This is a genomic window from Anaerococcus sp. Marseille-P3625, from assembly GCF_900232825.1.
In the GTDB taxonomy this organism is placed as follows: domain Bacteria; phylum Bacillota; class Clostridia; order Tissierellales; family Peptoniphilaceae; genus Anaerococcus.
The window spans coordinates 1014860-1027771 of sequence record NZ_OCTP01000011.1; the positions used below are offsets into that span (position 1 = coordinate 1014860).

The 12912-nt window shown below is 32.1% G+C and carries 10 protein-coding genes, 1 CRISPR repeat array and 2 other annotated features (1 of these 13 running past the window's edge); of the genes, 7 read left to right on the top strand and 3 right to left on the bottom strand.

Annotated elements, in window-relative coordinates; all coding sequences use genetic code 11:
* A CRISPR array of direct repeats spans positions 1-367; the repeat unit is 28 nt; unit sequence GTAATACCCGCACACGCGGGGGTGATCC (it extends 455 nt beyond the left edge of the window).
* Positions 368-548: 181 nt separating this feature from the next.
* The 7 genes from CS884_RS10115 (at position 549) to CS884_RS10145 (ending at position 8027) form a co-directional block, all read left to right on the top strand.
* A complete protein-coding gene (locus CS884_RS10115) occupies positions 549-1490 on the top strand; it encodes a serine hydrolase (RefSeq protein ID WP_099321686.1) in 942 nt (313 codons plus the stop codon).
* 174 nt (positions 1491-1664) lie between these two features.
* Positions 1665-1904 (top strand) — a binding site (T-box leader).
* Between the two features lie 65 nt (positions 1905-1969).
* Entirely contained in the window at positions 1970-3127 is a 1158-nt protein-coding gene (locus tag CS884_RS10120; protein WP_099321687.1) for an ABC transporter substrate-binding protein, read from the top strand.
* A 92-nt stretch (positions 3128-3219) separates the two neighbouring features.
* Positions 3220-3465, top strand: a binding site (T-box leader).
* A gap of 52 nt (positions 3466-3517) precedes the next feature.
* Complete coding sequence (locus tag CS884_RS10125; RefSeq protein ID WP_099321688.1) at positions 3518-4672, top strand: ABC transporter substrate-binding protein; 1155 nt, start codon at positions 3518-3520, stop codon at positions 4670-4672.
* Between the two features lie 8 nt (positions 4673-4680).
* Entirely contained in the window at positions 4681-5568 is an 888-nt protein-coding gene (locus CS884_RS10130; RefSeq protein ID WP_099321689.1) for a branched-chain amino acid ABC transporter permease, read from the top strand.
* A 1-nt stretch (position 5569) separates the two neighbouring features.
* Positions 5570-6544 (top strand): branched-chain amino acid ABC transporter permease, encoded by a 975-nt coding sequence (locus CS884_RS10135; RefSeq protein ID WP_099321690.1) that lies wholly within the window; start codon positions 5570-5572, stop codon positions 6542-6544.
* Complete coding sequence (locus CS884_RS10140) at positions 6537-7310, top strand: ABC transporter ATP-binding protein (protein WP_099321691.1); 774 nt, start codon at positions 6537-6539, stop codon at positions 7308-7310. Before CS884_RS10135 ends, CS884_RS10140 begins: the two co-directional genes overlap by 8 nt.
* Before the next feature lie 3 nt (positions 7311-7313).
* Positions 7314-8027, top strand: coding sequence for an ABC transporter ATP-binding protein (locus CS884_RS10145; RefSeq protein ID WP_099321692.1), 714 nt, complete (start codon positions 7314-7316; stop codon positions 8025-8027).
* Positions 8028-8064: 37 nt separating this feature from the next.
* Here CS884_RS10145 and CS884_RS10150 read toward each other — a convergent pair whose 3' ends face one another.
* The 3 genes from CS884_RS10150 to CS884_RS10160 are packed head-to-tail and all read right to left on the bottom strand — an operon-like array spanning position 8065 to position 12857.
* Complete coding sequence (locus CS884_RS10150) at positions 8065-9831, bottom strand: ABC transporter ATP-binding protein (protein ID WP_099321693.1); 1767 nt, start codon at positions 9829-9831, stop codon at positions 8065-8067.
* Positions 9821-11680 carry an ABC transporter ATP-binding protein gene (locus CS884_RS10155; protein WP_099321694.1) on the bottom strand — a complete coding sequence of 620 codons (1860 nt, stop codon included), beginning with the start codon at positions 11678-11680 and terminating at the stop codon, positions 9821-9823. Before CS884_RS10155 ends, CS884_RS10150 begins: the two co-directional genes overlap by 11 nt.
* Positions 11664-12857 (bottom strand): helix-turn-helix transcriptional regulator, encoded by a 1194-nt coding sequence (locus CS884_RS10160; RefSeq protein WP_099321695.1) that lies wholly within the window; start codon positions 12855-12857, stop codon positions 11664-11666. Before CS884_RS10160 ends, CS884_RS10155 begins: the two co-directional genes overlap by 17 nt.
* Positions 12858-12912: the final 55 nt, after the last annotated feature.

Sequence of the window (12912 nt, forward strand, 5' to 3'; positions counted from 1 at the left end):
CTTTTGTTTTTAGGCTGATAAAACTACTAATCAGTAATACCCGCACACGCGGGGGTGATCCTGCATATATTCAGCAAGATTGAAATTATTATCAGTAATACCCGCACACGCGGGGGTGATCCCATTCAGAGCGATAAATATCCACTCCATACCTTGTAATACCCGCACACGCGGGGGTGATCCTGATTTTCACCCTCACTATCACGTTTTAATTGCGTAATACCCGCACACGCGGGGGTGATCCCAACACAGGCTCAATCGAAAGAGTAAAACTCACGTAATACCCGCACACGCGGGAGTGATCCTATTTATTCTGGGTCTTGGGATAAGAAAGTTATGTAATACCCGCACACGCGGGTTTTATTCTACTTTAACTATTTTAATTTTGATAGTTAAAAATCACATATAATTGAATTATACAAATGTTTACTAGAGAAAGTTCAAAATCAATTTAATTAATTTTTTGTATAATTATTTTAATATATTGCAAACCTATTTTAACATTGTATAATTATATAGTAATAATTATATAAATAGGTGGATTCAAAATGAAAAAAGTTAAAAATAAAGGAAAAGTTATTTTTATTATTGGGGCTATTGTTTTAGTTTTATTGCTTGCTATTTTAGGCCTATATAAGAATAGAATTTTTAAATCTAGAACTTTTAGAAAATTTTATGATAGAATTGATTTTGCACTTGACACTAAGGAGCTAAAAATTCCTGAAGATGCTCTTTCATTTTCGGTTTATGACATAAATAAGGACAAATATTTATTTTATGAAGGTGCTGGACAATTGCCTACTGTTGCAAGTTTGTCTAAACTTTTTGCCATTGATTATGCTATGACTAAGGTAAAACTGGATGATACTATTGAAGTTAATCAAGATATCTTAGACCTTGTTCCTAGTGACTCATCTTTAGCTGATTTAAAAGTTGGCAAATACACAACTAAGCAAATAATGCAAGCTATGCTTGTCCCATCTGGCAACGATGCTGCTTATGCTTTGGCATATAATATTGGCAAAAATGACCTGGGAGATGGCTATAGTGAAAAAGAATATGTAGATTATTTTGTAAAAAATCTCAGCCAATATTTAGCAAATGAGGGTTATAGTAAAACACATTTGTTTGATCCGAGTGGATTTTCAACTCAAGCTGATACCAATTTAGATGATATTAATAGAGTGACTCTTAAACTTATTGATTATGATTTTGTCAAAGAATGTATGGGAGAAAGTTCTTTTACCATAAAAACTGACCAAGGGGATATTACTTGGAAAAATACTAATGAATTTTTGGATAAAAAATCAGCATTTTACAATGAAGATATCAAGGGTGTCAAAACTGGAACTATGGCTTCATCCTATAATCTAATTGCCTTGTATGAGAAAAATGGTGAGAAATATTTAATAACTTGTTTGGCATCTCATACAAATGAGGATAGATATAAGGCTGTCCAAGCTGCTATTAATTCAATTATTAATAAATAATTTCCTAGCTTAAATGCTAGGATTTTTTATGCTTTAATTTTTTATTATTAATTCCTGAAAGATCTAATTTATCAAGTTTAGCTTTTATTTTTTACTTGAAATATAAATATTTATAAATTATTTTGTAAAATTATTTGACATTTACATTATTAGTGGTTATAATACTATTATCAATTAAAAGCGATGAAGTGGAAGAGTAATTGATTATTATTTTTTATAGAGAGGTATCAGTTGGTGAAAGATACTAAAATAAATTCAATGAATATCCCCACCAAGCCAAACGTCGATATGTAGACGCTTTCGGGTACTCCCGTTACAGAGTTAATCATTAACTTGATCTAAGTGCATCAAACGATGAAAAAGAGTGGTACCGCGGATGGTATATTATTATTAAATTTACCCTTCGTCTCTTTAGCCAATAGGCAGAAGAGACGGAGGTTTTTTTCTGCCAATATTAATACATTTAGGAGGAAATAAAAATGTTAAAAAGAAAGTTATTGGCTCTAGCCTTTGCGGCAATGTTTACTTTTACAGCTTGTGGTAATGATACAAATGATAAGGCAAAAGAAGAATCAGATGTAATAAAATTAGGAAATTCTGGTCCACTAACAGGTCCTTTGTCAATTTATGGTATAACTACAGAAAATGGAATAAAACTTGCCATCGATGAAATCAACGAAGCAGGCGGAATTGACGGCAAAAAAATAGAATGGACAGGTCTTGACGATAAGGGAGAGATAACAGAAGCTGTTACAAATTATAACAAACTTATGGAAGATGGAGCCAATGCTATTTTAGGTGGCGTTCCATCAAAGCCTGCTCTAGCTATGGCGGAATCTGCAGCAAAAGATGAAGTTGTTTATATAACTCCAACTGGGACTCAAGCAAATATAACAGAGGGTAAAGATAATGTATTTAGAACTTGCTTTACAGATCCTTTCCAAGGGGAAGTTTTAGCAAATCTTGCAAAAAACAATTTGAAGGCAACTAAAGTTGCTATCCTAAAAAATCAATCTTCGGATTATTCTATGGGAATTGCCGATGTGTTTAAGCAAAAAGCAGAAGAAGATGGTATGGAAATTGTAGCTGATGAAGCTTATGGAGATAACGACACAGATTTCAAGGCTCAACTTACAAAAATAAAATCTTCTAACCCAGATGTTTTATTAATACCTGATTATTATGAAAAAGTAGCTCTAATAGCTTCACAAGTTAGAGATGCAGGTATTGAATCAACTCTTATAGGTGCTGATGGTTGGGATGGAGTGCTTTCTGTAATGGATAAATCATCTTATAAAGACATAGAAGGATCATATTTTTCTAATCAATTTTCATTAGATGATCCATCTGAGAAAAACCAAAATTTCATCAAAGCTTACAAGAAAAAATACAAAGATGACCCTACAACTTTTGCAGCTGAAGGTTATGACACTGTTTACTTGTATAAACAAGCCGTAGAAGAAGCCAAAACTAGCAAATGGGATGAACTTGTAAAAACCTTAAAAGCTATCAAGTTTGAAGGAATCACTGGATCTTTTACTTTTGATGAAAACAACAACCCAATTAAGACAGCAAAAATTATAAAAATAGAAGATGGAAAATATAAATTCGACTCAGAAGTAGAAAGCAAAAAGTAAGCAAATCTTGCTGATTCTAATAATAAAAATACAAATTTAGGTATTATTATAAAAAAATCATTGACAAAGCCTATTTATGATACTATAATACAAACAAAGCAATGAAGTGGAGCAAGTATAAGAAATTTATTTTACAGAGAGGTATCGTAAGCTGGAAGATACTAAATAGACTCTTAGAAACTAGCCACCAAGCCAAGCGTTGAAATAGTAGTAGGCGTTTTCGGGAACTCCCGTTACAGAGTTATTCATTAAATTGATTAGAGAGCATCAAATGATGAAGAAGAGTGGTACCGCGGAGATGGTTTTAAATATGTATAATAATACCCTTCGTCTCTTCTACCTATGGTAGGAAAGACGGAGGGTTTTTTCTACCAAATTTGGAGGAAAAAAATGAAAAACAAAATGAAACTTTTATCAATCGTACTTGCAGCATTTACAATTTTTACAGCTTGTGCCAATGGAGAGAATCAAAAATCAGAAGACGATTCGACAATTAAAATCGGCTCAACATTTCCACTTACAGGCCAATACTCAAATTATGGGACTTCGACCCTTAATGGAATACAAATGGCAATTGATGAAATTAATAAAAATGGTGGAATTGGGGGCAAAGAAATTAACCTCGAATCTATGGATGACAAGGGAGAAATTACCGATTCTGTAACAAGTTATAACAAATTAGTTGAAGATGGAGTTAGCGCTGTTATTGGGACTAATACTTCAACTCCGTCAAATGCCATAGCAGAAGCTTCTCAAAAAGATGGAATTCCAGTTATAACTCCAACGGGAACAGAAGAAAGCATAACAGCTGGAAAAGCAAATGTCTTTAGAGCTTGCTTTACCAATCCTTATCAAGGAAATTTATTGGCGATTTTTGCCAAAGATACCCTAAAAGCAAAAACTGCAGCAATTTTAGTTAATACTTCATCAGATTATTCAACAGGAATTGCCCAAGCTTTTGAAGATAAGGCCAAAGAACTTGGAATAGAAGTTTTGGCTAAGGAAAATTATGGGGATAATGACACAGATTTTAAAGCTCAATTGACATCAATTGCCAAAGTTAAGGCCGATGTTTTGCTTTTGCCAGAATATTATGAGAAATTAGCACTTATAACCCCTCAAGCAAGAGATGCCGGAATTACTTCTTACTTTTTGGGTGGCGATGGTTGGGATGGAATTATCAAAACAATGGATAAATCAAGTATGGATGTGATAGAAAAATCATATTTTACCAACCATTTCTCAATAGAAGATAAAGATAAAAAAGTATCTGAATTTGTAAAAAATTATAAGGAATTCTATAAAGAAGATCCTACAGCTTTTTCTGCACTTGGCTATGACACAGTTTATATGATAAAAGAAGCTTTTGAAAAAGCATCTAGCGATTCTAATGAAGATAGGATAAAAGCACTAAAAGAACTAAATTTTGACGGTATAACTGGCAAATTTAGTTTTGATGAAAATAACAACCCTCAAAAAGCTGCCTCAATAATGAGGATAGAAAATGGAGAATATAGATTTGATTCTATTGTAAATCCAAGATAGGAGAAAATATGGATTTTATAAGTCAATTGTTTAATGGCTTGCAGCTAGGTAGTATTTACGCCCTAGTTGCTCTAGGCTATACTATGGTTTATGGTATAGCCAAATTAGTTAATTTTGCACACGGAGATATTATTATGGTTGGTTCCTATGTAATATCAATTTTTATACAAGCTATGGCTATAAGCCTTGGCCTACCTTTGTGGCTTAGCTTTATACCAGCTGTAATAGTTTGTACTCTGCTTGGAGTTACTATAGAAAGAGTTGCCTACAGACCTTTGAGAAATTCTTCTCCAGTTTCTTTGCTAATAACGACAATAGGAGTGAGTTTGTTTTTGCAAAATCTATTTGTAAAAATTTTCACATCTTCTGCAAGACCAATTCCAGCAATTTTTGATAATAAATCATTGGATTTTGGATCAGTTCACTTATCATTTGCAACTATAATTACTATAGTTTCAACGATTGTTTTAACTTACATTTTGCATTTGTTTATAAATAATACCAAAGAAGGCAAGTCAATGATTGCTGTTAGTGAAGATTATGGAGCAAGCGAGCTTGTTGGAATTAATGTAAACAAAGTTATGTCTATGACTTTTGCCATTGGTTCTGCTCTTGCAGGAATTGCTTCACTTCTTTATGTATCAAGTTATCCGCAAATTCAACCTTTTATGGGTTCCATGCTTGGAATTAAAGCCTTTACTGCAGCAGTTCTTGGCGGAATAGGTTCAATTCCTGGAGCGGTTATTGGTGGACTTATTCTTGGAATGATAGAAGTTTTAACAAGGGCTTATTTATCAAGTGCCTATGCTGATGCAATTGTATTTATGGTTTTAATTTTGGTTTTATTGATCCAACCTAATGGCCTACTTGGTAAGATGGATAAGGAGAAAGTTTGATATGTCAAGAGAAAAAAGACTTTCGTATATAATCTCAACTCTTCTAGTCTTAGCCTTATTTTTGATATTAGAAGTTTTGATAAGAGGAAAAATAATAAGCAGATATTGGGAAAGCATTCTTATTTTAATTTGCATCAATATAATAATGGCAACAAGCCTTAACCTTACCGTTGGTGTTTTGGGGCAAGTTAACTTAGGACACGCAGGTTTTATGGCAATTGGAGCTTACACAGCTGGAATTTTTTTGAAAAGCACAAATATGAATGGATTTTTAGGATTTTTAATTAGCTTAGTTCTAGCAGCCCTTGCATCTGGAATTTTCGGGGTTTTGATTGGACTTCCAATTTTAAGATTAAGAGGAGATTATCTAGCAATTGTAACTTTGGCCTTTGGAGAAATTATTAGAGTTGTAATTGAAAATGTCGATATAACTGGTGGAGCTCAGGGTATGGCAGGAATACCAACAATAAAAAGCTTTGCTATATTTTTCTTTGTAACAGTTTTAACAATTGCAATGATTTTTACCTACGCTGACAGTAGACATGGTAGAGCTGTTTTGTCAATTAGAGATAATGAATTGGCAGCTGAAGCTTGCGGAATAAACATAACAAAATATAAGACTTTTGCCTTTACCTTATCTGCAGTTTTTGCAGGCATTGCTGGAGCTTTGTATGCACAAAGTATAGGTGTTATAGCTGCAAATATTTTTAACTACAACAAAAGCTTTGATTATTTGGTAATGGTAGTTCTTGGTGGAATTGGCTCAATAACAGGAGCTATGATTTCATCAGTTGGACTTACGATTTTGCCGGAAATTCTAAGACCTTTGGCTGAATGGAGAATGGTAATATATGCTGTAATCCTTATACTTGTAATGATTTTTAGGCCACAAGGTTTGCTTGGTAGAAAAGAATTTTCTATAAGAAAATTTTTAAAGATGGATAAGTACGAAAAAGGAGATGTGGAAAATGACTGAAAATTTATTAACAGTAAAAAATGTGGGCATTTCCTTTGGAGGACTAAAGGCTGTAAATGATATTAACTTTACCATGAAAAAAGGAGAGCTTCTTGGCTTAATAGGACCAAATGGAGCAGGAAAAACCACCTTATTTAATATGCTTTCAGGAGTTTATACCCCAACTGAAGGAGAGATATTTCTTGAAGATAAAAAAATCAACGGTCTAAGACCTGATAAGCTTTCTAAGGAAGGAATTGCGAGAACTTTTCAAAATATCAGACTTTTTGACAATCTTACAGTTCTTGATAATGTAAAACTTGCCATGAACCAATATATGGATTATGGAGTTTTAACTGGAATGTTTAGACTTCCTAAATATTGGAGCGAGGAAAAATCAGCCAGTAAAAAAGCGAGAGAAATCCTTGAGATTTTTGATCTAGAAAAATATTTCAGGGCCTTTGCAGGATCTCTTCCTTATGGAGCACAAAGAAAACTTGAAATAGCAAGAGCTATGGCAACTCGTCCTAAACTTTTGCTTTTAGATGAGCCGGCTGCAGGTATGAATGATACAGAAACAAAAGATTTGATGGAATCAATTAAAATGATAAGAGATAAAACCAATATAGGAATTTTGTTGATAGAGCATGATATGAATTTAGTTCTTGGAATATCCGAAGAATTAATAGTCCTTAACCATGGAGAAATTTTAGCAAAGGGCAAACCTAGCGATGTTATAAACAATCAAGAAGTTATTAGAGCATATCTAGGTAGTGAAAGGAATTAGTCTATGAGTTTATTAAAAGTAGAAGATTTAAACGTTTATTATGGAAATATTCACGCTCTAAAGGGAATTTCTTTGGAAGTTGAAAAAGGCGAAGTCGTTTCTCTTATTGGAGCAAATGGAGCTGGAAAAACCACAACTTTGCAAGCAATTTCTGGACTATTGCCAATAAAAGCAGGCGATATCATTTTTAAAAATAATTCTATTCTAAAACAAAAAGCTTTCAAAAGAACGAGAATGGGCATAGCTCAAGTCCCAGAAGGCAGGAGAATTTTTCAAGGGATTTCGGTTGAAGATAATTTAAAATTAGGGGCGATATCAGTAAATGCTAGTAGCGAAGATGACAAAATTGAAATGGATAAAATTTTCGAACTTTTTCCAGTATTAAAAGAAAGAAAAAAGCAAAAAGCAGGAACTCTTTCTGGTGGAGAACAGCAAATGTTAGCTATGGGCAGAGCCTTGATGCTAAGGCCTGAAGTGTTGCTATTAGATGAACCTTCAATGGGACTATCTCCTATATTTGTTGATAAAATATTTAAAACTATTGAAATATTAAAAAAGCAAAAAAGAACAATACTTTTGGTAGAACAAAACGCCAACCTTGCCCTAGAAATAGCAGATAGAGGTTATGTTTTAGAAACAGGAAAAATTGTAAAAGAAGGATCTGCGAAAGATCTAAGAACTGATCCAGACGTAAAAGCAGCATATCTTGGAATATAAAAAAGCTAATCCTTAAATTGGATTAGCTTTTTATAATTTATTGGTAATATTTTGCTTGAGCTTGATACAATCTTCGGTAGATATTATCATATTTCATAAGATTTTCATGGCTATCAAAGGCCATTATTTTTGCGTCGTCAACTACCAAAACTTTGTCGGTAAATCTTGAAGAACTCATTCTGTGAGAAATAAATATGGCAGTTTTCCCTTTTGTCATTTGGTTAAAATGCTCATAAATCTTAGCTTCTGAAAGTGGGTCTAAGCTTGCAGTTGGTTCATCAAGGATTATCAAATCTGGATTTTGGTAAAGACATCTGCCGATGGCAAGTTTTTGCTTTTGACCAAGAGAAAAATCTGTCGCATCCTCGAAAATATCTTTGTCCAAATAAGTGTCAATTCCAGAATTTAAGCTTTGAATTCTTTCTTTTAAATCAAGATCTTCTAAAATCTTATCCATTTTTTCTTTTTGGTAATCTTTATTGGCGATTATATTTTCTTTTATTGTAAAAGGCATAATTGAAAAATCTTGAAGGACTGCTGAAATTTTATCATATAGAGAAGATTTTTTGTACTCTTTGATATTTTTGCCGTTATAGAGGATTTCTCCCTTGTTGATTTCAAAAAATCTTAGTATCAATTTTACCATGGTTGTTTTTCCAGCGTTATTCACACCTACAATTGAAATTTTTTCTCCCTTATTTATTTTAAAAGAAATATCATCTAATATTAGTCTATCATTTCCCGGATAGGCAAAGGAAACATTTCTAAATTCCAAAGATTGGAAATCTTCTGCTATTTTTAGGCTTTTTTCATCTTCAATATCTAAGATCATAAATTCATATAGAGGTTCTAGATTTTTAAGACTTATTAGAAAACCAGCTGTTTCAGAAAATATTTCCTGAAAAGATTTCATAAAATTTTCGTTAGCAGAAATTATCACTGAAAATTCTCCAAAAGTGATTTGGCTTCCATAATTAGCTGATAGAGTTCTCATTGCCACATAAGCGTAGGAAACTAATCTTATTATGGATTCTAGGAAAATTTTTATGGCATTCATATTAGTTTCGTAGGAAAATTTTTCATGATATCTTGCCATCATCTTGTCAAGATAAGATTGGGTCTTGTCGTAAATTAAGCCTCCTAAGTCAAAAACTCTTATATCTTTTTGCTGTGGCTTACCTGCCATTAGGGAGAAATAATATGAAAATCTTCTGTTTACAGCAACATTTCCTTGGTCAAATTCTTGAGTATATGATGACATTTTTTTGTCGACTAGGATTATTAGTATCGATATTATCATGGAAAAAGCTACCAAATAAGGAGAAAAGTTTATTATAATTATGGCTGTTGCAAGAATTGTAGTAAAGCCTTTGATTATTTCTGATAGGCATGCTAATAATTGGTGCAAGGATCCAAAATTCAAGGCAGCATTGGCTCTTTCTTTTAGGTCAAGAACATTAGGGTTTTCAATATTTTGATAGGTTAAATCCATGGCTTTTTTGCCAATTTCAAAGGAAATTGAATTATTGATTGCCATGCGTCTTACAAATTCTTTCATAGAAAATATTCTACTAAGAGTTGTAAGGATAAATTTTGCCAAAACTATTATAAGAATTAATTTTACAAAATAAGAAAATTCCCTTGGATTGGTTAGTTGGTTAATAAATATCATAGGAACAAATACATTAACTATGGTGTTTATTGCTGGTATTATCGCATTTAATATGATAAGAACAATATATAAGGGATCGTTTTTTGCTATGAGCTTTAGTAAAAGCATCATGGATTTGTATTTATTTTTCATCTTTTTCCTCCTTATAATATTTTTTCTGACTATCAAACATTTCTTTATATAGGCCATTTTTAGCTAGAAGTTCCTCGTGGCTGCCAAATTCTTTGATTTTTCCACCATCTAAGAGCAAAATTTGATCACAAAATCTTGTTGATGCGAGTCTGTGAGAGATAAAAACCAAAGTTTTGTCAGTAGAAATTTCTTCTATTTGCTTATAAATTTTCTCTTCTGCTAGAGCATCAAGGCTTGCTGTTGGCTCATCCATTATAAGAGCGCTGGAATTCTCCTTGTATAAGGCACGAGCTATGGCAAGTTTTTGATTTTCTCCGCCAGAAAAAAGCGTTCCAGAATCATCTATATTTTTTGTCATCGGCGTATCAATTCCTTTTGGAAGTTGGTCAAGTTTATAAGAAAGTCCTGCTTCATCTAAGGCTTTGATGACCCTATCTCTGTCGATATTTGTAGAACTTGCTGCCACATTTTCTGCAATTGTAACAGCTAGAGGCTCAACATCTTGCAAAACTGTAGCAAAAGCTGCAAATCTTTCTTTAAGATCAAGCTCTTCGCTATCGATTCCATTTATATAAATTTTTCCAAAGCTTGGCTTATAAAGACCAAGAATTAGTGAAACTATGGTAGATTTGCCAGCTCCATTTACTCCAACAATGGCAATTTTTTCGCCTGGTTTAATCTTAAAAGATAAATTTTCCAAAACTTTTTTATCTGATAGGGGATAGGAAAAAGACACATTATCAAATTCTATTGAAACTGGTCCAGATATTTTTTTATCGCCAGTGGTACTTTTTAGGTCGGCTCTAATCATGTCAAAGCCATCAGCCACATATAAGAGATTGGATTTAGTTTTGGCGATATTTACAACCAATGAATTTAATACTCCAGCATAAACAGTAAGTGAAGTTATCATTAAGGTTAAGTTTTTAAGGCTTATGGTCTGATTAAAAATTCTTTGACCTAGAAAATAAAAAGTCAAAGCTTCAATTCCTACAAGCAAAATTGCAAGAACTGGAGAAAAATAAATTTCTGGCCTTACATATTTCCCACAAATCTCATAAATATCCCTAATTAAAGGCTTAAAACCTTCTATAAAAGTATCTTTAAAAGAAAAAAGTCTTATATCTTTAGCAAAAGAAAAATCAGAAGCTTTGGAATAATATGAATCAATTTTCCTAGAAACTTTGTTACGCTCGCCCTCACGGTCGTGTCTATAAGAAGTCGTGTAATTTCTAATTATTAGTTGTAAAACTATTGAAACAAGGGCAAAGGCTAAAATTAGAGGAGAAAGTTTTGCCATAATCGCAGAAATGATTATAAATGACAAAAGGCTTGATAAGAGCGGATACATATCGTGATATATGCCCTCAAGTCCTGTGACATTATTAGAAAAAGATTCAAAACCTCTGGTAAATTCAGCCATAAAAATCGAATTTTCTCCAAGAGAATAATCCATATCCATAATCTTAGAAGCTGCTTTTTCAAAAAATTCAAGCCTAACTCCCATATATTTGGCGTAAGTTTTATATTCTATTTGATTTGAAATCATAGATGAGATGAAAACTATAAGTCCATAGGCTAAAATCGTTAAAAGCATGGATTTAAGGCTGGTATTATTTTCTATCAAATCTACCAAATAATACATAATAAAAGCTTGCAAAACTGGTACAATCCCATTAAAAATTGGATAAATTATTAGAGATAATTTTATTTTAAGGTCGTCTTTAAAGGGAGCATAGGCGTATTTTAAAAGTTCTATAATTGATAATTTGTCCTTACGAAGATAATTTTTTATCGTATCTTCATTTGTCAAATATTCTCCCAAATTGTACTTATTGGTCGTATTCATGATTTTCCTCCTTGATATTTTTGGAAAATTCTCTTAAATTTTCTATTATTTTATCAAAACCTGATTTTTTAAGCTGGTAGTAATACCTGCGCCCTTTTTTATAAACTCTCAAAAGTCCTGCTGCGTGTAGTTGGTTTATATGGTAGGACAAAGTTGCAGGGGTTATATAAAGTTTATCTGAAAGTTCTTTAGCATAATAATCTGATTTATTAAGCAAATCTAAAATATCTATCCTCGTCTGATCTGAGATTATTTTTAGCTCATTGCTAATATTAGTAAGTTTGTTCTTCTCATCTTGGTTTTCATACATACTCATTAGAATTCCAAATTTCATAAATGGCAGCATATCATCTGAATCCCAAAAGGTGAATGTACATGAAAATGGCAATAAAAGAAGAATTGAAATCTCAATTTCCTGTGAAATATTCAAACAATCTTCAAAACCAACTTGCTTTGCAAATTCAAAAGCTCTTTTATAAGAAGTCTCCTCAAAATCTTTTAGATTTTGATCAAAAATTTCCTTGATTAGATAAAATTTACTTGCAATAATTTTTCCTAATTTATTTACAAGAGGCAAAAGTCTTTGATAAAGGTCAAAAGTATTTTTATAAGCTCTAATCAGCATCATCATGTCCTTATCGGAATATTTTGCCTTTGCTATATAGGCCATGATATCTAAATCTTTCACCTGATTTTTGATCTTTTCATAAGAATTTACATCCTTTTCGTTTAGGTCAAAAAAATCTATGTCTATGAGTTTATAAAAAAATAAATCATAGGCTTTCTTAAAAGAATCATAAGAAAATTCATCGTCTTTTTCCTCATCTAAATTCATAAAAACAATTGTGAGTAAAGCTAAGTTAGATTTATCATTTTTTTCATAAATTGAAAAAAGATCCATAATATCTTTGTTTTTATCGTCAAAAAATTCCTTGATTATTCCGACTGACTCGGTCCTAACTTCTCTTAGAAAATTCATATATTTGGGAAAATCAGATAATCTTTCCTCGATTCTTACAAGGATATTTTCGTTTCCAGAAGTTTTAACCCAAGAATCTTGCCAGTTTATTGAAGAATTTTTGCTAGCGCTTAGAAAATTTATATAATTATAAATAAGAAAACCAGCTTCGCTAATGAAACTTGCTTTATAATTCAAATAAAAAATATTTTTTTCCATAAATCAATCCTTTCTTAGACAATCATCTAACCATATAAAATTTAATTAGATATGT

Coding starts and splice junctions, on each gene's coding strand:
- CS884_RS10115 (WP_099321686.1), top strand. CDS start 549: ATGAAAAAAGTTAAAAATAAAGGAAAAGTTATTTTTATTATTGGGGCT.
- CS884_RS10120 (WP_099321687.1), top strand. CDS start 1,970: ATGTTAAAAAGAAAGTTATTGGCTCTAGCCTTTGCGGCAATGTTTACT.
- CS884_RS10125 (WP_099321688.1), top strand. CDS start 3,518: ATGAAAAACAAAATGAAACTTTTATCAATCGTACTTGCAGCATTTACA.
- CS884_RS10130 (WP_099321689.1), top strand. CDS start 4,681: ATGGATTTTATAAGTCAATTGTTTAATGGCTTGCAGCTAGGTAGTATT.
- CS884_RS10135 (WP_099321690.1), top strand. CDS start 5,570: ATGTCAAGAGAAAAAAGACTTTCGTATATAATCTCAACTCTTCTAGTC.
- CS884_RS10140 (WP_099321691.1), top strand. CDS start 6,537: ATGACTGAAAATTTATTAACAGTAAAAAATGTGGGCATTTCCTTTGGA.
- CS884_RS10145 (WP_099321692.1), top strand. CDS start 7,314: ATGAGTTTATTAAAAGTAGAAGATTTAAACGTTTATTATGGAAATATT.
- CS884_RS10150 (WP_099321693.1), bottom strand. CDS start 9,831: ATGAAAAATAAATACAAATCCATGATGCTTTTACTAAAGCTCATAGCA.
- CS884_RS10155 (WP_099321694.1), bottom strand. CDS start 11,680: ATGAATACGACCAATAAGTACAATTTGGGAGAATATTTGACAAATGAA.
- CS884_RS10160 (WP_099321695.1), bottom strand. CDS start 12,857: ATGGAAAAAAATATTTTTTATTTGAATTATAAAGCAAGTTTCATTAGC.